24 protein-coding genes are annotated in these 19,228 nt (G+C 72.5%); 13 read left to right on the top strand and 11 right to left on the bottom strand.

Going from position 1 to position 19,228, the window contains the following annotated elements:
• Positions 1-3: 3 nt before the first annotated feature.
• Both ACWIGU_RS20430 and ACWIGU_RS20425 read left to right on the top strand, forming a co-directional pair.
• Positions 4-681, top strand: coding sequence for a class I SAM-dependent methyltransferase (locus tag ACWIGU_RS20430; protein WP_454403085.1), 678 nt, complete (start codon positions 4-6; stop codon positions 679-681).
• Positions 682-776: 95 nt separating this feature from the next.
• Complete coding sequence (locus tag ACWIGU_RS20425) at positions 777-1,226, top strand: DoxX family protein (RefSeq protein WP_454402776.1); 450 nt, start codon at positions 777-779, stop codon at positions 1,224-1,226.
• Between the two features lie 38 nt (positions 1,227-1,264).
• Here the strand turns inward: ACWIGU_RS20425 and ACWIGU_RS20420 are convergent, their stop codons facing one another.
• The gene (locus ACWIGU_RS20420) at positions 1,265-1,807 is read right to left on the bottom strand and encodes an RNA-binding S4 domain-containing protein (RefSeq protein ID WP_454402774.1); all 543 of its coding nucleotides are present in this window, start codon (positions 1,805-1,807) and stop codon (positions 1,265-1,267) included.
• An 87-nt stretch (positions 1,808-1,894) separates the two neighbouring features.
• Here ACWIGU_RS20420 and ACWIGU_RS20415 point away from each other — a divergent pair, with 87 nt between their 5' ends.
• Complete coding sequence (locus ACWIGU_RS20415) at positions 1,895-2,080, top strand: hypothetical protein (protein WP_454402772.1); 186 nt, start codon at positions 1,895-1,897, stop codon at positions 2,078-2,080.
• Between the two features lie 45 nt (positions 2,081-2,125).
• On the opposite strand, the gene ACWIGU_RS20410 is transcribed toward ACWIGU_RS20415, so the two are convergent.
• Positions 2,126-2,557, bottom strand: a complete 432-nt coding sequence (locus ACWIGU_RS20410; RefSeq protein ID WP_454402770.1) for a (2Fe-2S) ferredoxin domain-containing protein — start codon at positions 2,555-2,557, stop codon at positions 2,126-2,128.
• A 142-nt stretch (positions 2,558-2,699) separates the two neighbouring features.
• On the opposite strand from ACWIGU_RS20410, the gene ACWIGU_RS20405 reads away from it, so the two are divergent.
• Positions 2,700-3,482: a nucleotidyltransferase family protein gene (locus ACWIGU_RS20405; protein ID WP_454402768.1), complete on the top strand. Its 783-nt coding sequence runs from the start codon at positions 2,700-2,702 to the stop codon at positions 3,480-3,482.
• Here ACWIGU_RS20405 and ACWIGU_RS20400 read toward each other — a convergent pair.
• Positions 3,437-4,063 carry a 2'-5' RNA ligase family protein gene (locus tag ACWIGU_RS20400; RefSeq protein ID WP_454402766.1) on the bottom strand — a complete coding sequence of 209 codons (627 nt, stop codon included), beginning with the start codon at positions 4,061-4,063 and terminating at the stop codon, positions 3,437-3,439. The two genes, ACWIGU_RS20405 and ACWIGU_RS20400, sit on opposite strands and share 46 nt — an antisense overlap.
• Positions 4,064-4,268: 205 nt before the next feature.
• Between ACWIGU_RS20400 and ACWIGU_RS20395 the strand changes: the two genes are divergently transcribed.
• On the top strand, positions 4,269-6,134 hold the full coding sequence (locus tag ACWIGU_RS20395; RefSeq protein WP_454402764.1) for an FUSC family protein: 1,866 nt from the start codon (positions 4,269-4,271) through the stop codon (positions 6,132-6,134).
• A gap of 9 nt (positions 6,135-6,143) precedes the next feature.
• Here the strand turns inward: ACWIGU_RS20395 and ACWIGU_RS20390 are convergent, their stop codons facing one another.
• The gene (locus ACWIGU_RS20390; RefSeq protein ID WP_454402762.1) at positions 6,144-6,983 is read right to left on the bottom strand and encodes a S1 family peptidase; all 840 of its coding nucleotides are present in this window, start codon (positions 6,981-6,983) and stop codon (positions 6,144-6,146) included.
• A 212-nt stretch (positions 6,984-7,195) separates the two neighbouring features.
• Between ACWIGU_RS20390 and ACWIGU_RS20385 the strand changes: the two genes are divergently transcribed.
• Together ACWIGU_RS20385 and ACWIGU_RS20380 are read left to right on the top strand one after the other, a co-directional pair.
• Positions 7,196-7,879, top strand: a complete 684-nt coding sequence (locus ACWIGU_RS20385) for a DUF899 domain-containing protein (protein WP_454402760.1) — start codon at positions 7,196-7,198, stop codon at positions 7,877-7,879.
• A gap of 151 nt (positions 7,880-8,030) precedes the next feature.
• Positions 8,031-8,210, top strand: a complete 180-nt coding sequence (locus ACWIGU_RS20380; protein WP_399970237.1) for a hypothetical protein — start codon at positions 8,031-8,033, stop codon at positions 8,208-8,210.
• A gap of 19 nt (positions 8,211-8,229) precedes the next feature.
• Here ACWIGU_RS20380 and ACWIGU_RS20375 read toward each other — a convergent pair whose 3' ends face one another.
• The gene (locus ACWIGU_RS20375; protein ID WP_454402758.1) at positions 8,230-8,682 is read right to left on the bottom strand and encodes a hypothetical protein; all 453 of its coding nucleotides are present in this window, start codon (positions 8,680-8,682) and stop codon (positions 8,230-8,232) included.
• Entirely contained in the window at positions 8,670-9,392 is a 723-nt protein-coding gene (locus ACWIGU_RS20370) for an ATP-binding protein (protein WP_454402756.1), read from the bottom strand. Before ACWIGU_RS20370 ends, ACWIGU_RS20375 begins: the two co-directional genes overlap by 13 nt.
• A gap of 270 nt (positions 9,393-9,662) precedes the next feature.
• Here ACWIGU_RS20370 and ACWIGU_RS20365 point away from each other — a divergent pair, with 270 nt between their 5' ends.
• Positions 9,663-10,532: a helix-turn-helix domain-containing protein gene (locus tag ACWIGU_RS20365; RefSeq protein ID WP_454402754.1), complete on the top strand. Its 870-nt coding sequence runs from the start codon at positions 9,663-9,665 to the stop codon at positions 10,530-10,532.
• A complete protein-coding gene (locus tag ACWIGU_RS20360) occupies positions 10,533-10,805 on the top strand; it encodes a DUF397 domain-containing protein (protein ID WP_454402752.1) in 273 nt (90 codons plus the stop codon).
• Positions 10,806-10,849: 44 nt separating this feature from the next.
• On the opposite strand, the gene pdxR is transcribed toward ACWIGU_RS20360, so the two are convergent.
• Complete coding sequence (pdxR, locus tag ACWIGU_RS20355; RefSeq protein WP_454402750.1) at positions 10,850-12,271, bottom strand: MocR-like pyridoxine biosynthesis transcription factor PdxR; 1,422 nt, start codon at positions 12,269-12,271, stop codon at positions 10,850-10,852.
• Positions 12,272-12,318: 47 nt separating this feature from the next.
• Between pdxR and ACWIGU_RS20350 the strand changes: the two genes are divergently transcribed.
• Positions 12,319-12,831 (top strand): carboxymuconolactone decarboxylase family protein, encoded by a 513-nt coding sequence (locus ACWIGU_RS20350; RefSeq protein ID WP_454402748.1) that lies wholly within the window; start codon positions 12,319-12,321, stop codon positions 12,829-12,831.
• A gap of 26 nt (positions 12,832-12,857) precedes the next feature.
• On the opposite strand, the gene ACWIGU_RS20345 is transcribed toward ACWIGU_RS20350, so the two are convergent.
• The 3 genes from ACWIGU_RS20345 to ACWIGU_RS20335 all read right to left on the bottom strand — a co-directional run bounded on the left by ACWIGU_RS20345 (position 12,858) and on the right by ACWIGU_RS20335 (position 15,729).
• Entirely contained in the window at positions 12,858-14,348 is a 1,491-nt protein-coding gene (locus ACWIGU_RS20345) for a glutamate synthase subunit beta (RefSeq protein ID WP_454402746.1), read from the bottom strand.
• A gap of 81 nt (positions 14,349-14,429) precedes the next feature.
• Positions 14,430-14,909 (bottom strand): anthrone oxygenase family protein, encoded by a 480-nt coding sequence (locus ACWIGU_RS20340; protein ID WP_454402744.1) that lies wholly within the window; start codon positions 14,907-14,909, stop codon positions 14,430-14,432.
• Positions 14,910-15,006: 97 nt separating this feature from the next.
• Positions 15,007-15,729, bottom strand: coding sequence for a DUF2293 domain-containing protein (locus tag ACWIGU_RS20335; RefSeq protein ID WP_454402742.1), 723 nt, complete (start codon positions 15,727-15,729; stop codon positions 15,007-15,009).
• Positions 15,730-15,813: 84 nt separating this feature from the next.
• Between ACWIGU_RS20335 and ACWIGU_RS20330 the strand changes: the two genes are divergently transcribed.
• Positions 15,814-16,464 carry a nucleoside/nucleotide kinase family protein gene (locus tag ACWIGU_RS20330; protein WP_356274551.1) on the top strand — a complete coding sequence of 217 codons (651 nt, stop codon included), beginning with the start codon at positions 15,814-15,816 and terminating at the stop codon, positions 16,462-16,464.
• A 129-nt stretch (positions 16,465-16,593) separates the two neighbouring features.
• Positions 16,594-17,013 carry a CBS domain-containing protein gene (locus ACWIGU_RS20325; protein WP_454402740.1) on the top strand — a complete coding sequence of 140 codons (420 nt, stop codon included), beginning with the start codon at positions 16,594-16,596 and terminating at the stop codon, positions 17,011-17,013.
• Positions 17,014-17,095: 82 nt separating this feature from the next.
• Here ACWIGU_RS20325 and ACWIGU_RS20320 read toward each other — a convergent pair whose 3' ends face one another.
• Positions 17,096-18,241, bottom strand: coding sequence for a magnesium and cobalt transport protein CorA (locus ACWIGU_RS20320; protein WP_454402738.1), 1,146 nt, complete (start codon positions 18,239-18,241; stop codon positions 17,096-17,098).
• A gap of 165 nt (positions 18,242-18,406) precedes the next feature.
• On the opposite strand from ACWIGU_RS20320, the gene ACWIGU_RS20315 reads away from it, so the two are divergent.
• Positions 18,407-19,204, top strand: coding sequence for a methyltransferase domain-containing protein (locus ACWIGU_RS20315; protein ID WP_454402737.1), 798 nt, complete (start codon positions 18,407-18,409; stop codon positions 19,202-19,204).
• Positions 19,205-19,228 lie beyond the last annotated feature (24 nt).

The raw sequence follows: 19,228 nt of genomic DNA, 5'->3' as shown, positions 1-19,228 counted from the left end.
GAGATGCGTGAGGGATACGGAGGGACGGGACCCGGCGCCATCACGCCGGACGGCTGCGCGGTCGATCTGTACGCGCGCCTGCCCGTAGGGGACGAGCCCGACATCATCGCCTCGGCCGTGCCCGCGGGAGCGAGCATTCTCGAACTGGGCAGTGGTGTCGGCCGGATGACGCACCCCCTCGTCGAGCGCGGCTTCACGGTCACGGCCGTGGACGAGTCCGCCGAGATGCTGGAGCGGGTGCGCGGGGTGCGGACGATCTGTTCGCCGGTGGAGTCGCTGGACGCGGGCGGGACGTTCGACGTGGTGCTGCTCGCGTCGTTCCTCGTGCACGCAGGGGACGTGGCGGTGCGGCAGGGGCTGCTCGACACCTGTCGGCGTCATGTCGCCGACAAGGGCTGCGTGTTGATCCAGCGCGAGGGCCCGGACTATCACACGAACCTGCCGCGCGAGCGTGTGGACCCGAGCGGTTTCACGGTCCGCATCGTGTCCGCGGAGCCCGTGGGGGACGGGGTGAACTCGGTCCGTGCGGAGTACGAGTTCCCCGACGCGGCCTGGACGCACACGTTCCTGGCGCGTCCCCTGACGCAGGAGCAGTTCGAAGAGGCGCTCGCGCAGGCCGGGCTGAAGGTCGACCAGTACCTCACGGACGACCAGGTGTGGGTGCGGGCGGTACTTGCCTAGGGTGCCGGGCGACCGATGAGTTGCCTGGGGCGGCGCCGTCTACCTCTGTGACAGCCGGACAGCGAGCCCGGCGCCGACTCACCGAGGAGCACCCCATGTCCGAGACCACCGCCCCCGTCACGACCGCCGCCTCCGTCACCTCCGCCCCGGTCGCCGGCAGGGCGCGCGCCGCCCGTATCGCGCTGCGCACGCTCACGGTGCTGCTCGCGCTGTTCTACGGCGTCGCAAGCGCCCTGCCCAAGCTGATCGCGCACCCGTCGGCGGTCGAGTCGTTCGACACGATCGGGTGGGGGAGCGCGGCGATGTACGTCATCGGTGCCCTCGAACTGGCCGGTGGAATCGCCCTGTTGGTGCCGGTGCTCTCCGGGGTCGCCCCGATCGCGCTGGGCGCGCTGATGACCGGCGCGTTCGTCGTGCAGATGTCGTACTTCGACGGGGAGAACGCGGCGACGCCGCTCGTCCTGATCGTCCCGCTGGCGCTGCTCGCGTGGACACGGCGCCGGAGCAACGCGGATCTGGTCCGCCTGGTCAAGCGCCGGGCGTGACCCGCGCGGCCGGAGGCTGACCCCGTCGACGTACGGGGTCAGCCTTTGTCGCGTTGGTTTCCGTCGTGCTCGGCCGGGGGGACGGGGCCTGCGCCGAACGTCGCGCGCAGCCGGTCCATGTCCCTGCGGTCCCGCTTCGTCGGGCGGCCCGCGCCGCGGTCGCGGACGGCCACGGGGGCGACGGCCGCGCGCGGCGGGGGCGGCGGGCTGTTGTCGACGTAGCATTCGACGGCCACCGGGGCGCCCACGCGCTTGCGGATCAGGCGCTTCACGATCACGACCCGCTCGTGGCCGCCGGCCTGGCGCACCCGCACCTCGTCGCCCACGCGCACGTTGTAGGCGGCTTTCACGCGCTCGCCGTTGACCTTCACATGCCCGCCCCGGCATGCCGTCGCGCCCGCCGAGCGCGTCTTGGCCAGCCGCACGGACCAGATCCAGCTGTCGATCCGCACGCTCTCACCGGCGCCGGGACCGGCCGCCCGCGCCGCAGCCGCCGCGTTCGAAGCCGTATTCGAACCAGTGCCCGAACCGGAATCCGAGGCGGAATTCGAGGCGGTATCCGAAGCAGTATCCGAAGCCATGCCTCGACCTTAGTCCCGGATTGCCCTGATCCGGCGAGTCACCCGTACGCCACACGTCACCGCAACGGAAAATTCGGACAAAATGCCATGCACCTCAAGGGTGGCCGCCGGACAGCGAGGGGCCCCGGCTTCCCGGCCGAGCCCGTGCGGGAGGCGCATGACCTGCTGGTCGGGCCGCTCAGGGACGTCGGTGTCGAGCGCGTCGAGCGGATCGATCTGCCCGGCACCTTCGGCGAGATCCCGCCGCCGGTGACGACAGGTCGAACGTCATAGCGCACTTGGCATGCCGAGGGAGTGGTCAGCCGTCGGGTGCCGCCGTCAGCGGCGCGTGCGGCGGCGGGTCCGTTCGCCGGGGGTCTCGATGAACTGGAGCTCCAGGGCGGCCGGGGCCGGAGCGATCCCGGGGCCGCCCGCCTCGGCCCAGCGCAGGATCTCGTCCGTCGCGTCGTCGCCCATCGACCAGCCCACCCATGCGGGGCGTCCGCCCCGCCGCCGGCCCTCGCCCGACGGCTGCACCACCATGACGTTCGCCTGGTCGCACGGACCCAGACAGTCCGTCACCCGCACCGCGACCGACCCACCGGACGAGGCGGCCGCCGCCCGCAGCCGCTCCAACTGCCACGCGTGGTCATAGCCGGGGTACTTCGCCGTGTTGCCGCAACAGCAGCCCCTGCACACCACGAGGGTGCAGGGGTGGCTACCGGCGGCACCGATCACGGAACGGGTGGGTCGGGCGGGTCGGGCTGGCACAGAACTCCTTGTCCGGGCGGGCGCGGAAGGCGTATACGTACGGAGCGATTCTCCGTCATGTACGCGTCCGCCCCCAAGTGCGCGCCCTGGGCGCCCCGTAATGGAGTCGACCGTCCTGCGGCGCCGTCGATAGCGTGGACTCATGCCCGCCGCACCCGAAGCCATGACCGATGCCGTTTTCCTCGACCACGTCGCCGAGCGGCTCGCCGCGCTTCCCGGTGTGCGGGCCGTCGCGCTCGGCGGGTCGCGGGCCCAGGGCACTCAACGGCCGGACAGCGACTGGGACTTCGCGGTCTACTACCGGGGTGATTTCCAGCCGGACGACCTGCGGGGCATCGGGTGGGAAGGGGAGGTCTCCGAGATCGGCGGGTGGGGTGGCGGGGTCTTCAACGGCGGGGCCTGGCTGACCGTCGACGGGCGGCGCGTCGACGTCCACTACCGCGATCTCGACGTGGTGGAGCGGGAGTTGGCCGAGGCCGAGCGGGGGTGCGTCCGCTGGGAGCCCCTGATGTTCCATCTGGCCGGGATCCCGACCTACCTCGTCGTCGGCGAGCTCGCCGTCAACCAAGTGCTGCGCGGCACGGTGCCCCGGCCCGCCGGCTACCCCGCGGCGCTGCGCAAGGCGGCCCCCGAGATGTGGTGGGGACGCGCCCTGGGCACGCTCCAGTACGCCAAGGCCAACAACGCGCCCCAGGGCGGCAGGGCCGAGGTGCACGGAGCGGTCGCCGTGGCCGCGATGTCGGCCGCCCACGCCGTACTCGCCGCGCGCGGCGCCTGGGTCACCAACGAGAAGCGGCTCCTGGAGCGCGCGGGTCTCCTCGGCGTGCACAGCCTGCTTGCAGGGGCGTCCGGCGACCTGGCCGACGTGGTCGACCGGACTCAGCTTCTCCTGGAGAGCGCCGTCGACTCCGCGCGCAGGGGCTGAGCGGGCGAAGCCCGTACAGGCTGCGCGGGCGGGATCAGGGGTGCAGGCTGCGTGGGTGAGTGCCCCAGCTCGTACACCGCCCAGTCCTCCCACACTCGCCCGTCCGTCACGATCAGGCGCACCGACCCGACGCGCGCCGTCACCGGCAGCATGGGCCGCAGTGCCCGCTCCAGCGCGTCGTACGCCGCCTCGTACGTCTCGGGTCCCTCGTCGTTCGCGAGCGTGAGGTGAGGGTCCAGACCCTCCGGCCCGAACACGCCCCGGTAGGGGACCGCCTCCGGCCAGCGCTCCCGCAAGGACTTCGTGAGGGCGTGGACGGGGTCCTCGGGAGCGGGCGGGAGATAGAGGACACCCGGGTAGCGGCGGAACTCCGCGAACGTCAGGTCGAACGGGTCCCGCTCCGCGAACAGCGCCGACAACTCGGCGTGGACCTCCGGCGTGATCCGCGCGGCGGGGAGAAAGGGGTACAGCACCGTGATGTGGGCCGGGAACGGCGCCCGCACGAACGCGTCCGCCTCCGGGATCCGAATCGTCAGGGCCGTGTCGCCGGGCACGTCCGGCCAGCCGTCCTCGCTGCTCACGGCGCGCAATCCTGCCATGGCGCCGCCCGGGTGACCTGCGGCGGGCCCGTTCCGAGGAGTCCCGCACGAAGTCCCGCACATCGTCACATCGTGGAAACGCGCACGTACCTTTCCCTCCAAATACGCCACCTACCGTTGACGCAGCAGCCCAGGCCGACGTCGTCCCGCGGCACACCCCCGCCCCGGACCCGCCGACAGGAGCACCGTGCGCACCACCCTCCGCCCCCTTCCACCGTGGCTCGGCCACGCGTTGCGCGTCCAGCGCGGCCCCGTCCCATGGAGCGCCGTCGTGCGCGGCGCACTCGCGGCCGGGCCGCTCCTCGTCGCGGCCCTGCTCGCAGGCCGTCCCTCCGCCGGGGTGCTCGCCGCGCTCGGTGCCATGTTCGCGGGAATCAACGACCGGCCCGGCAGCCGTCGCGCCGCGGTGCCCCGGATCGGGGTCCCTGCCTTGGCCGGCGCGGGCGGACTCGCCCTCGGTACGTGGGTCGGCGCGCATGCGGGTTCCGCCGCGCTGGTCGGCGTGTTCGCGCTGCTCGGGTTCGCGGGCGGCGCCCTCAGCGCCGTCGGGCCGATCGGGTCCGCCTGCGCAACTCAACTCCTCGTCGCCGTCGCGATCGGTGCGGGCATGCCGCTGCCGGAGGCCGGCTGGCAGCGGGCCCTGCTGTTCCTCGCGGGCGCAGGCTGGCTCCTCGTGCTGCGGAGCATGCTGCCGTCGCCGACTGGGGCAGGTGCGTACCGTTTCGACGGCGAACGCGCCGCCGTCGCCCAGGTGTACGCGGCCGTGGCCGGGCTCGTCGACGCGGCGGGCTCACCCCGGGCCACCGCGCAACGCGCCGCCCTGACCGCCGCGCTCGATCACGCGCAGGACGCCCTGTCCGGACCGCGTCTGCGCCGGTACGCGGGTTCCCGGGAAGAGCGCCGCCTCCATGCGCAGTACGCCGCCGCCCTGCCGCTCGGCGAGGCGGCCACCGCCCTCGCCTGGGCGGGAAGCCCTCTCCCGGCCCGCGCGTCGGAGGGCCTGTGGCGCCTCGCCGACGCCGTCCGCACCGCGCAGCCGTGCGGCCCGCTGCCCGCACCCGCCCGCTCCGACGCGGCCCTGCGCGCGCTGGACGAGGCACTGCTGCACGCGGCCGTGGCCTTCGACGGACCCGTACGTGGCCGGACCCGTGTCGCCCCGTTCCCTGTCACCGTGAGTGCCACCGGCCTCGACGACCAGCCGCGCGACGCCGGGCCCCAGCCGCTGCACACCCGCCCCCGCACCCCCGTCACCGCCCTGCGCAGAGTCGTCGGCCCCGCCGGGCGCGAGTACGGGATCCGGGTGGCGCTCTGCTTCGGGGCCGGTGCCGCCGTCGCCCAGCTCCTCCACAACGCCCACTGGTACTGGCTGCCCGCGACCGTCGTCTTCCTCGTCAAGCCGGACCTCGGGCCGCTCGCCTCGCGCGTGCTGTGCCGGGCGTTCGGGACGGTGTTCGGAGCGGCGCTCTTCGCGGGGCTCGCTGCGCTGCTGCCCGGCCCCGCGGGACCCGTCGCGCTCGTGGTGCTCGGCGGCGCGCTGATTCCCGTGGGCACACGGCACTTCGCCGCCCAGACTGCCGTCGTGACCGTCTTCGTGCTGTCCCTCGTGATGGTGGGCGGAGAACCGCAGATGGCCCTGGCCCGGATCGGGGAGACGCTGCTCGCGTGCGCGATCGTGCTCTGCGTCGGCCACCTGCCGCTGCCTGCGCCGGGCCGTGGCGGCGGCGCCGTCCGTACGCGCCTGACCACCGCCGGCGAGGCCGCGCGGGCCTACGTTCTCCATGTGCTCAGCGGGTCCGACGACCGCGCCGGACGGTGGACGCTGCGCCGCGAGGCGTACCGCGCACTCGCCGAGGCGCGCACCGCGATCGACCTCGCCGCCGCCGAACTTCCCCCGCTCGCCCGGCACACGGCCGGCACGGAGGACGTGGCCGTCACCCTCGAAGCCCTCGTCGACACGACCACGTCCTGCGCCGTGCACCTCGACGACACGGGCCGGGTCCCGGAGCAGCACGCCGAACGGATCGACGCGCTGCTCGCGGAACTCGCCGCCTAGGCAGGGGAGTTACGGCTTCGGCAGCTCACAGCCCGCCGCGCTCAGGTCGATCTTGTTGCCGATCCCGACGCACGGCACGATCCCGTACGTCTCCTGCGCGTAGTTGATGCCCTTGCGGACCGTGACGGTGCCGTTCTCGTCGACCTCGCACGGGTTGTTGTCCGTGCAGCGGGCGCCGTCCTCGTTGCCCGTGTTGTTGACCGCGACGACCTTGCCGGACGCCTGGTCGACGACGGGGGAGCCCGAGGTGCCGCCGATCGTGTTGCACGTGGAGGTGTAGCGGACCGAGTCCTTCCAGGTCCACTCGCCCTCCTTGAGGCGGTACGCGAAGCCGTCGATGTTGCAGCTGTAGGTCTTCTTCCAGTAGCCGGAGACGACCGTGATGGCCGTGCCGGCCGTGGGGTGCGAGGCCGACAGTTCGAGGGCCTTGATGCCGTACGAGCTCTCGATCTGCTCGTAGGTACTGGTGAGTTGGTAGAGCGAGACGTCCGTGTCCGTCATCGTGCCGTACGCGATCTTGTCCGCGCGCAGCGTCGCGACCTTGGTGCCCGCGGAGTCGAGCAGGCTGAAGGTGCGGGACGACGGCTGGTCGACGACGACCTCGCCCGGGCCGGGGAAACCGCTCTCGAGGCAGTGCCCGTTGGACATGACCAGGGCCGGGTCCGTGGGCTGGGAGTCCGGCACGCGGACGACCGATCCGGAGCAGTTGCTGAGCGCCACCGTCCCGGCGAAGGTGGCCGCCTTGGCCCTGGCCTTGGCCTCGTGCTGGGCTCCGACTGCCGTGGCGGGCGCGGCTGTTGCTCCTATGAGGAGCAGGCCGAACACCGCACCGACGAGAGGCTTGTTCATGTGGGGGGTCCTCTCCCGTTGCTTGCTGAAACCGGCAACTACCGGTTTTGACATGTGCATTGTGGTGGTGTCGGCGTCAGCGGACAACAGTGCATGCTCAGCGAACACAACGGATCCCCCAGAAGAAGTGCGGAAGATTTCTGCCGCCGAGCGATGAGTTCCGCGAAGTCCCCCGGTCAACCACCTGAGGAGTACCGACCCGAGGAGGACCCATGGGGCTGCCGAACGTCGTCACCCGCGAGGAGTGGCTCGGCGCGCGCCAAGAACTGCTCGCCAGGGAGGAGGCGGCGATCCGCGCCCGCGACGCGCTCAACGCGCAGCGCCGCGAACTGCCCATGGTGGAGATCGAGAAGCTGTACGTCTTCGAGGGGCCCGACGGCAAGGCGGAGCTTCTCGACCTGTTCGAGGGCCGCTCCCAGCTCGTCGTCTACCACTTCATGTTCGGCCCGGACCAGGACGCGGGCTGCCCCAGCTGCTCCGCGTTCCTCGACCAGATCGGCCACCTCTCCCATCTGCGCGCCAGGGGTACGGAGTTCGCGGCCGTGTCGCGTGCGCCGTTCACCAAACTCCTGCCGTTCAAGGCCCGTATGGGCTGGACCATGCCCTGGTACTCGTCGGCCACGAGCGACTTCAACCAGGACTTCGGCTTCGCGTCCGACGAGGGCCCCCGCGACCTGCCCGGCCTCAGCTGCTTCCTGCGCGACGGCGACCGGGTCTACCACACGTACTCCACGACGGGCCGTGGCCTCGACGGCATCGGCTCCGTCAACAGCCTGCTCGACCTGACCGCGCTCGGCCGGCAGGAGGAGTGGGAGGAGCCGCGGGGGCGGGCGTCGGCGCTCGGGGCCCAGGCGGGCAGCACGCGGGTCCGCTATCACGACGAGTATCTGGACTGACTCGGCGGCCGATCGGACCGGCGTAGCGGCGGTGCGTGTCTCAACTCGGTGTCATTGTCGTCACGTTGCGAGCCCCCAGGCGCCTCGCGGGCGTTCTTCTCCGTAAGAACGCGCGACAGCGCACGTACGACGACGGGGGCAGGGGTGCACGATGATCGACGGACGAGTGGTACTTGAACGCTTTCCCGCGGGAGGACCGCGCGGGTCGTGGCCGGCCGAGGAGTTCGCGCGCGACCGGCGTCTGGAGGGTCAGCCCGCCGAGGTGGTCATGGACCTCGCGACGGACGCCTTCCTGGTGATCGTGCCGCGCGCGGAGGTTGTCGCGGGCTGATCCGGGTGGAGCGTGCGGTTCAGGCGGCGTCGGCCGCGCCCGCGCCGATCGAACGGGACCAGGCGGGCGTCGTGCCGGTGACCCGGCACAGCGCGAGATAGAGGGGGATCGGCGGGGTGTAGGGGACGCTGCCGTCGGGCCGGTGGATGAGTCCGGGCGCGCGCCGCGCGTCCGGCACCAGCGCGCCGCTCGTGTAGCTGGCCGGGGCCGGCCACTCCAGGGCGACGTCCGAGTCCGAGGGAACGATCCACCACCAGCGGTCACCGTCGGTGTACACGCAGCCCATGCGCGGCAGCCGCGCGACCATGGCGCGCCCGCAGGCCTCGGGGACCGCGACGGCGTCGCAGCCGAGCGGCGCGGTCATGCCGTCGGGGACGGCGAGCCTGAGCGGGGCGGTCCGCAGGATCTGCCGCTGCCGTGAGAAGCGGACCAGCGAGTCGAGATCCATCGTGCGCGTCGTCACCACACCCATCCGGCTCCTGCCCCTGTCCCCGTACCGGGGCCGACGGCCGGGCCGAAGCCGGTGCCGAACCCCGTCTCGAACTCTGACTCGAACTGCTCTGTGTCGAAGGCCGCGCCTTGTTCGGTGCCCGGTCCCGTGCCGGGGGAGTGAGGCGCTCCGCCCGTGTGCGGTTCACCGCTGCGGTGCGGTCTGGGAATCCCATGGGGTCCCGCGACGGGGGAATGTCCTTGGGTGGCGTTCGCGTTCTGCGCGCTGCCCGCGTCACGTGCGAGCTCGGCCCACACGAGGAGTCCGGGGCCGGTCTCCTGCGCGCCCCACGCGGTACTCACCGCCGCCACGAGCAACAGGCCACGCCCGTGCTCCTCCTCCGGCGCGACACGGCGGGCGGGATGCGGCTCGCCGGGCGCCCAGCCCTCGTCACGTACAGCTATCCGCACCCGGTCGTCACCGTCGTGGAGCTCGCACACTATGCGGCTGCTCGCGGTGTGGACGATCGCGTTCGTGACCAGTTCGGAGATGACCAGGGCGGCCGCGTCGCAGGTGTCATCGCACACTGCCCAGCCGCTGAGGTGGGCGCGCGTCAGCTTCCGGGCCTGAGCGGCAGAGCCCGGGTGGGGAGCCAGTTCGAAGCTGCTGCGGCGGCGTACGGACGCGGCGCCGGAGCACGCACCGGCTTCGTCACCGAGCGTAGCTTCGCCGACTTCTGTTCCTAACGGCACGGACGGAATCACGCTTGCCACTATCTCCCCGTCGTGAACACTTGGCAAGGGCCACTCTGAAATGTGCAGAGTGCAGTGTGCTCGGGCGTCGAGCCATGGCACACTGCTGACGGCGGTGTGCCGTACGGCGCCCGTGATGGCGAAAACGCCGACGATTTCAGGGAAGTTGCCCGGAATGACCGGGCGTCGGGGCAACCCGGCTTCCCCTTGGGAGCGCGGCCACACGCGCGACCGCAAAAGGACCACAGGGACGACGGGGAGGTAGGGGGCGTGAGCGAACCGCGGTCCGCTCCGACCGTTGGCCAGGTCGTCCTCGGCCGGCGCCTCCAGGATCTGCGCGAACGCGCCGGGCTCAAGCGCGAGGAGGCCGCGAAGGTCCTGCGCGTCGCCCCCGCCACCGTCCGCCGCATGGAGATGGCCGAGGTCGGCCTGAAGATCCCGTACCTCCAGCTCCTCCTGAAGTCCTACGGCGTCACCGACGAAGAGGCGGAAGCCTTCGTCGCGCTCGCCGAAGAGGCCAACAAACCCGGCTGGTGGCAGCGGTTCCACGACATCCTGCCCGGCTGGTTCTCGATGTACGTGAGCCTGGAGGGCGCCGCCAGCCTCATCCGGTCGTACGAGCCCCACTTCGTTCCCGGGCTCCTGCAGACCGAGGACTACGCGCGTGGCGTGCTGCGCTCCGGAGCCGTCGGCCGCGCCCTCGCGGAGGACCCCGGCGTCGTCGAGCGGCATGTCGCGCTCCGGATGCAGCGCCAGGAGCTGATCACCCGCGAGAACGCCCCGCGCCTGTGGATGGTCATGGACGAGACCGCGGTGCGCCGCCCGGTCGGCGGGCCCGACGTGATGCGCGGCCAGATCGACCGGCTCCTCGAGGTCATGGAGCTGGCCAACGTGACGCTGCAGATCGCCGAATTCGCCTCCGGCCCGCACCCCGGCACGTACGGCCCCTTCGTGTTGTTCCGATTTGCCATGTCAGAACTGCCGGACATGGTCTACAGCGAGTACCTGACCGGCGCCGTCTATCTCGACGCGCGCCCCGAGGTGGCCACCCACCTGGAGGTCATGGACCGCATGGCGGCACATGCCGCGACGGCACATCGCACAAAGGACATCCTCCGGGATCTCCGCAAGGAGCTGTGAATGGATCGGATCAAGGCCCGCATACGAGGGATCGACGGTGAGGTCATCTACAACGGGATGCCCGCCCGCGAACTCGGCAACGAGGGCTGGCACAAGCCCTGGAGCGGCGGCAACGGCGGCAACTGCGTGGAAGCGATGAAGCTGGCCGACGGCCGGGTCGCGATGCGCCAGTCGGCCGACCCGGACGGCCCCGCCCTGATCTACACCCCGGGCGAGATCACCGCGTTCATCGAGGGCGCCAAGGCCGGGGCGGCGGATTTCCTGCTCTCGTGAGCGGAGCGGACGGGTGCGCGAGCCGTGAACCCCGAGGCGGGGTCTCAGTCCGGTGGCAGCACCCCGCACAGGGCGTCCAGCGCGGCGCCGTAGGCATGGTCCGACGGCGTCGAGTACCCCACCACCAGCCCGTCCGCGTGCGGCATCGTCGCCTGCGGATGACGGAACTCCGCGAGGCCGTCGAGGGCGACACCGCCCCACGTGGCGGCCTTGACCACGGACCGCTCGGTCCCCGGGGGCAGCCGCAGCACCGCGTGCAGCCCGGCCGCGATCCCGGTGGCCGCCACCCCGGGCGCCCGCTGGGCGAGCGCCTCCACCAGCCGGTCGCGCCGCCCCCGGTACCGCTGCCGCATCCGCCGCACATGCCGGTCGTACGCCCCCGAGACCAGGAAGTCCGCGAGCGCCAGCTGGTCCGGCACGCTCGCCCACGCCTCCCGCTCGCCCTTCACCGCGACGACATCCCCCACCAGCTCCCGCGGCAGCACCATCCAGCCGAGCCGCAGCGCCGGTGACAGGCTCTTGCTCACCGAGCCGACATAGACCACCCGTTCGGGGTCGAGGCCCTGCACCGCGCCGACGGGCCTGCGGTCGTAGCGGAACTCGCCGTCGTAGTCGTCCTCCACGATCAGACCGCCACGCGCGCGTGCCCAGTCGACGGCCGCCGTACGCCGCTCCGCGTGCAGCGGGCCGCCCGTGGGGAACTGGTGCGCGGGCGTGAGCAGCGCCGCCTTCGCCCGGCCCGCGCCGGCCGTCAACTCCCCGACGCGCGCGCCGTGTTCGTCGAGCGTCAGAGGAAGCGTCCGCACCCCCGCCGCCGTCAGGATCTCGCGGTGGAAGCCGAGTCCGTACGACTCCACGGCGAGCTGTCCGCGCAGTACCCGGCCGTTGAACAGAAGCCGCAGGGCATGCGCGAAGCCGGAGCAGATCACGATGTGGTCCGGCTCCGTCCGCACGCCGCGCGCGCGGGCCAGATACTCCGTGAGCGCCACCCGCAGCTCGGCGCGGCCCTGCGGGTCGCCCGGCCCGAACGCCTCGTTCGGCGCGGCCTGGAGCGCACGCCGGTACGCGGCCGCCCACTCCGCGCGCGGGAAGGACGACGCGTCGGGTGTGCCCTGGCGGAGGTCGTGGCGTGGCCCGTGCGCGCGGGCCGGACCCTTCTTCGGGACGCGGCCGGGGGCGTGCGGCCCGGCCCGCTCGGCGACACGCGTCCCCGAGCCCTGCCGCGCGGTCAGCCAGCCCTCGGCGACGAGCTCCGCGTACGCGTCGGCGACCGTGTTGCGGGCGACGCCGAGGTCGGCGGCGAGCGAACGGTAGGGCGGCAGCCGGGTGCCCGGAGCCAGCCGCCCCGAGCGGACGGCGTCGCGCAGCGCCCCCATGAGAGCGGCCCTGCGGCTACCCGCCCCGGACAGGTCCAGATGCAGGTCGGCGCCGATGCGCTCCGCAGAATTGACCCATGAATCCGCCATGAAAATGCACCCTACAAGAGGTCTGTCCGGACCGTAGATTCATGGTCATGACGACGAACACGATCACCGCGGCGAACACCCACAACCACCCCCACGCGCACGCCCACTCCGCCGGCCGCATCGACTTCGCGAAGGCCGCGCCCAAGGTCTTCCGCTCCCTCATCGGCTTCGACGCCGCCGCCCGCGAGGGTCTCGACCCGGCCCTGGTCGAGCTGATCCAGATCCGTGCCTCGCACCTCAACCACTGCGCGTACTGCCTCCACATGCACACCAACGACGCGCGCAAGGCCGGCGAGAGCGAGGACCGGCTGCACATGGTGGCCGTGTGGCGCGAGGCCCGGCACTTCTTCAGCGCCCGGGAGTGCGCGGCGCTCGCGCTCACCGAGGCCGTCACGCTCGTCGCCGACGGCGGTGTCCCCGACGACGTCTACGCCGAGGCTGCCGCCCAGTTCGACGAGCAGGAGCTGGCCCACGTCCTGTCCCTGATCCTCACGATCAACACCTGGAACCGGATCGCCCTGTCGACCGCCAAGATCGCGGGCACCGACGAGCGCAAATGAACGACGAGCGCCGACCGGCTGCGGGCTCAGGCCGTCATCGGACGGTCGTACGGCCCGATCGGCGCGGGCAGCCGCGTCGAGCCGGTCAGCCAGTGGTCCACCGCGGCGGCGGCCGAGCGGCCCTCGGCGATCGCCCACACGATGAGCGACTGGCCGCGGGCCGCGTCCCCGGCCGCGAACACGCCGGGCACCGAGGTCGTGAAGCGCGCGTCGCGGGCGAGCATGCCGCGTTCCTCCACCGCCAGTCCTAGCTGGCCGACCGGGCCGCCGGCCCCGCGCTCGGGCCCCGAGAAGCCGAGGGCGAGCAGCACCAGATCGGCGGGCAGCTCCCGGGACGTACCCTCCCGGGGCCGCCGCGCCTCGTCGACCTCGACGAGATGCAACGCCCTCACCCGGCCCCGCTCGTCCCCCTCGAAACGCAGGGTGGACGCCGCGAAGAGGCGCGCGTCGGCATCCGCCGCGGGCGCGGTCCGCAGCTCCCCGGCCTCCTCGTGGGCGGCGGACATCCGGTAGATCTTCGGATACGTCGGCCAGGGCTCGGCCAGCTCGTCGCGCTCGGCGCCCGGCTGCCCGTAGATGTCCAGCTGCGTGACGGACGCGGCGCCCTCGCGCACCGCCGTGCCCAGGCAGTCGGCGCCGGTGTCGCCGCCGCCGACGATCACGACGTGCTTGCCCGCGGCCGACAGGGGAGAGGCGTCGAGGTCGCCCTCGCACACACGGTTGGCCAGCGGCAGATACTCCATCGCCTGCACGATCCCGTCCAACTCCCGCCCCGGCACGTCCAGTTCGCGCCAGGCCGTGGCGCCGACCGCGAGGACCACCGCGTCGTAGCGGGACCGCAGCTCGGCGGCGCCGATGTCACGGCCCACCTCCGTCGACGTACGAAAACGCACCCCCTCGTCCCTCAGCTGCGCCAGCCTGCGGTCCAGATGGCGCTTCTCCATCTTGAAAGCGGGGATGCCGTACCGCATCAGTCCGCCCGGCCGGTCGTCCCGCTCGAAGACCGCGACCGTGTGCCCCGCGCGCGTGAGCTGCTGGGCGGCCGCGAGCCCCGCCGGGCCCGAGCCGACCACGGCGACCGTGCGGCCGGACAGCCGTTCGGGCGGCTTGGGCGGGGCGAGGCCGTCCTGCCAGGCGCGGTCGGCGATGGCGACCTCGACGTTCTTGATGGTCACGGCCGGCTGGTTGATCGCCAGGACGCAGCCCGCCTCGCACGGCGCGGGGCACAGGCGCCCGGTGAACTCGGGAAAGTTGTTCGTGGCGTGCAGCCGGTCGCTCGCCGCCCGCCAGTCGTCCCGCGACACGAGGTCGTTCCAGTCCGGGATCAGGTTGCCGAGCGGACACGCCTCGTGACAGAACGGGACCCCGCAGTCCATGCAGCGGTCGGCCTGCGCCTCGACGATCGGCAGGAGCGCCCCCGGGACGTACACCTCGTCCCAGTCCTGGATCCGCTCGCCGACAGGGCGGCGTGGCCAGTCCTGTCGGGGGGTGGTGAGAAAGCCCTTGGGGTCGGCCATGGCCGTCTCCCTTACGGTGTCCTTCTCGCCACGATACGTCCGTTTCCCCCGGTGTGCAGGGGTGCGGCAGGACGCGAAGGCTCAGGTCAGGGCGAGGATGAAGGAGGCCGACGCGGCCAGCGACGCACCACCCCTGATGTGGTTCCACATCAGCCACTCGGACACGTACCTGCGCCACTGTCCCTCGCTGTCCGGCGCCTCGGGGTCGAGCTTCGCGAGCGCGTCGTTGCGCGGGATGTTCGCTGCGACGGTCACGCCGAACGCGCCGACGAGCTGGAGCGCGCTGCCGAGCAGCAGCTCCACGGTGCCCTGCTCCGGCCAGAGCACGAACGTCACGACGGCAAGCACCCCGCACAGCGCCGCGGCCCCCAGGAACACCACCATGAACGCCGGGTAGACCGCGGCCAGGTTGACCGCCTGCATCGCCGCGATGCCCTGCGCGGGCGGGAGCGCCGCGAGCCCCTTCATCACGAAGGTGGAGAAGGCGATGAAAACGCCCGCCGACACCCCGCAGGCGAGCGCGCCCAGAACGGTGAGTACGAAGTACGGTCCCTCGATCAACACAACTCCCCCTGCCGGCGATGCCGTTGGCCTCGCGGTCCGGTCAAGATCCTGCCGCACGGACGAGACGGCCGCCACCGTGTGACGTACACGCTTCTCACGATTCCCGCGCGCGCCATGCGGCGAGGACGGCTTCCACCTGCGCCCCGATGCTCCGCCTGGCCTCGCCCCGCCGCACCCCGCTCATCAGCAACGCGTCGTACGCGGTCTCCGTGTGCCGCACCGCCGCCCGCACCGCCGCCGTCACCGCGGCCCGGGACAGGGCGCGGCCCGCCGCGCTGCGCCCCACCCGGCCACTGCCGCGCAGGGACGCGTGGGCCGCGATGGCCTCCGCCCGGTCCGGCGGGCAGCCGGGGAAGAGCCGCAGGATCTCCCGCGCGAACGCGGCCGTGAACGACACGTCCTGTGCCGCCCTGCGCGCCGCGTCCCGCGCACGACGCCTCGCCCGCGCATCCGCGTCCGCCAGACACCGCTCCTCGGCGCGGGCCAGCGCCGCCTCCTCGACGAGAACGCCCTGGCGCTCGTAACGGCCGCGCCGCCGATGGAAACGCACGACCACCGCCGACAGCGAACTGCCTTCCCTGGCACGGCGGGTGAGCGCCCAGTCGCCGCGCGGCAGATACACGAGATGCCCGAGGTCCGCGCAGTCCAGGCAGCGTGGCGCCCCGTCCTCCAGGGTCAGCAGGTCCAGCGGCGCCCGGTGACACTCCGCGCACTGCCGGCGCTTCAGCGGCTGCACGACGACCGGCCCGCCGAGGCCGGTGTGCGGCGGGGGAGTCCGGCGTTGGGGGGTCCGGTCGGGCCGGGCCTTGGCGGTCATACGCGGTTCATTCCCCGCGCGCGGGCGAGAACGCGTCGCGGGGGTACGGGTCCCCCTCGGCTCCCCACCGGCGTGCGAGGCATCATGAGGCGCGTGCGACTCGAAGCGATCACCTGGGAACGGCTCGGCGACGCCCTCGCCGAGAGGCTGCTCGAACTGAAGCCGGGCGACGGCAGTCCGTGGCCCCGTATCGCCATCGACGGCCCGCCGGCCGCCCGCCCCGGTGACCTCGCCGCACTTCTCGGGGAGGCGCTGCGGGTGCGCGGACGCCCCTCGCTCGCCGTGGACACCGGCGGATTCCTGCGGCCCGCCTCGCTGCGCTTCGAGTACGGGCGCGAGGACGTGGAGGCGTACTACAGCGGCTGGTTCGACACGGCCGCGCTGTGGCGCGAGGTCTTCGGGCCGCTCGAACCGGGCGGCACGGGACGCGTCCTGCCGGACCTGTGGGACCCGGCGGCCGACCGCGCGACGCGCAGCTCCTACGTCGAACTGCCGCCCGGCGGCGTCCTGTTGCTGCACGGGCCCCTGCTCATGGGGCACTGGTTCCCCTTCGACCTGACCGTGCACCTCAAACTGTCGCCGGGCGCCCTGCGACGTCGTACGCCCGAGGACGAGCAGTGGACGCTGCCGGCCTTCGAGCGCTACGACAGCGAGACCGACCCGGCCGGCACGGCGGACGTCGTCGTACGGGCGGACGACCCCCGGCATCCGGCCTGGGGCGGGCTGCCCTCGTGACGGGCGCGCCCACGTGTCGGTGCGGGTCCGCTCCCAGGTGCGGGCCCAAGGCAAGCCGGGAAGAATGAATTGCGCCGGGACCTGCGGCGCAACCGTGCTGCGCCGGCCACCGGCACCGGGAGGTACCCCATGACCACCGCCGGAGACATCATGCACCGCGGTGCGCAGTGGATCCCCGCTCACGAGACCCTGGACCGCGCCGCCCAGCTCATGCGCCAGCTGAACGTGGGCGCGCTGCCCATCAGCGACGAGAACGAACGCCTCTGCGGGATCCTCACGGACCGCGACATCGTGATCGGCTGCGTGGCCGTGGGCCACGACCCCTCCGAGATCACCGCGGGTGACCTCGCGCAGGGGACGCCCCGCTGGATCGACGCGGGCGCCGACGTCGAGGAGGTCCTCCAGGAGATGCAGGGCCACAAGATCCGCCGGCTCCCCGTCATCGAGGACAAGCGCCTCGTCGGCATGATCAGCGAGGCCGATCTCGCGGCGCATCTGTCCGACGACCAGATGTCGGCCTGGGTCGAGAGCGTCTACGCCAAGGGCTGACCCCGGAGATCACGCTCCGGCGGGCCACTTCTCCGGAGCGGCCCGCCGCCACCGAGCACGGCCCGCTGTCCGCCACTACGGGTCACAGCCACCCGTTGCGCCGGAAGGCGCGGTGCAGGACGAAACAGATGCCCGCGATCACGCCCAGGAACAGCGGATACCCGAACTGCCAGTGCAGCTCCGGCATATGGTCGAAGTTCATCCCGTACACGCCGCAGCCCATGGTCGGCACGGCCACGACCGCGGCCCAGGCCGTGATCTTGCGCATGTCCTCGTTCTGAGCCACGGTCACCTGCGCGAGATGGGCCTGCAGGATCGAGTTCAGCAGCTCGTCGAAGGACGCTATCTGCTCGGCGGCCCTCAGCAGATGGTCGGAGACGTCCCGGAAGTACGCCTGTATCTCCGGCGCCACCACCTGGAAGGGGCGGCCCGAGAGCTCCTCTATCGGCCGGGCGAGCGGCACGACGGCCCGCTTCAGCTCCAGCAGCTCGCGCTTGAGCTGGTAGATCCGGCCCGGGTCGGTGCGCGCGCCGTCCTCGGCGAACACATCCGCCTCGACCTGGTCGATGTCGGCCTGGACGGCGTCGATCACGGTGAGATAGTCGTCGACCACATGGTCGGCGATCGCGTGCAGCACAGCGGCCGGGCCCTTGGCGAGCTGCTCCGGGTCCGCCTCCAGGCCCTCGCGCACCGGGCCCAGCGAGCCGTGCCTCCCGTGCCGCACGGTGATCACGAACTCCCGGCCGATGAACACCATGATCTCGCCGGTGTCGACGACCTCACTGGTCGCGGTCAGCTCCGCGTGCTCCACGTAACAGACGGTCTTGAACACGGCGAACAGCGTCTGGCCGTACCGCTCGACCTTCGGCCGCTGGTGCGCGTGCACCGCGTCCTCGACGGCCAGCGGGTGCAGGTCGAACAGCTCGGCGATGTCCGCGAACTCCACCTCCGTCGGCTCGTGCAGCCCCAGCCAGACGAAGCCGTCGTCGGACTTGCGGACCCGGTCGACCGCGTCCACGAGATCGCGCCCGGCCTGCTCACGGACCCCGTCCCGGTACGTCACGCACTTGACGACCGCGGAACCCAGCGGCGAGCGGGCGGGGTGGCTCAGGTCGACGCGGGGGTGCCGCCGGGCCAGGCGCGCCACTCTTCTGAGGCGTCCGGCCTTGCGCAGGTCGGACACCTTTCGGAGATCTCCGACCTTCCGCAGGTTGCCTGCCATCGACATGCGGGGCTCCTCGCGCGGTGTGACATCGTGCTTCGGTGACTCGGCGGGCCAGTCTGCCAGCTCACGGCGACAACGCCCACGGCCCCTGGGGGAACGGAAGGCTCCCCTTCGGAACGCGCGGAACCGCCTCCCGGTACCGGGCCGGACAACTGGGATGATCGCGGCATGACGCGATCCGAGGGCTATCTCCTGGACAACCAGCAGCAAGAGGCCGGCCGGCGCTTCGACGCCTTCTCGACCCTCTTCGACCCCACGACGTTCCGGCACATCGAACGGCTGGGCATCGGCCCCGGCTGGCGCTGCTGGGAGGTCGGCGCGGGCGGCACCTCCGTGGTCTCCTGGCTCGCCAAGAAGGTCGGCCCCACCGGCCGGGTCCTCGCCACCGACATCGACACCTCGTGGCAGACGTCCGCCGCCCGTTCCCCCATCGAGGTCCGCCGCCACGACGTGGCGGCCCACGAGCCGCCCGCCGAGGGCTTCGACCTGGTCCATGCCCGGCTCGTCCTGGTCCATGTGCCCGACAGGGAGCGGGCGTTGAAGTCCATGCTGCGCGCGCTGCGGCCCGGCGGACGGCTGCTCGTCGAGGATGCCGACCCCGCGCTCCAGCCGCTCGCCTGCCCCGACGAGCACGGCCCCGCCGAGGAGCTGGCGAACCGGCTCCGCCGCGGCTTCCGCAAACTGCTCGCGGAGCGCGGCGCCGACCTGTCGTACGGCCGCAGGCTGCCGAGGCTGCTGCGGGAGGCGGGCCTGGACCAGGTGGAGGCCGACGCGTACTTCCCGCTGACGTCCGAGGCCTGCGGGGCCCTGGAGACGGCCACGTTCCAGCAGATCCGCGAGTCCCTGGTCCGCGCGGGCCACGCCACGGACGAGGAGATCGACCGCCACCTGGCCGATGTCGCGACCGGCGCGATGGACTTGGCGACGGCACCGCTGATCTCGGCCTGGGGGCGGAAGCGGGCCTAGGACGTCCGCCGTTCTCCCGTTTGC

It is taken from the genome of Streptomyces sp. NPDC055400 (assembly GCF_053644375.1).
The sequence above is the reverse complement of the archived record's forward strand: the minus strand, read 5'-3'. Positions and strand labels throughout refer to the sequence as shown.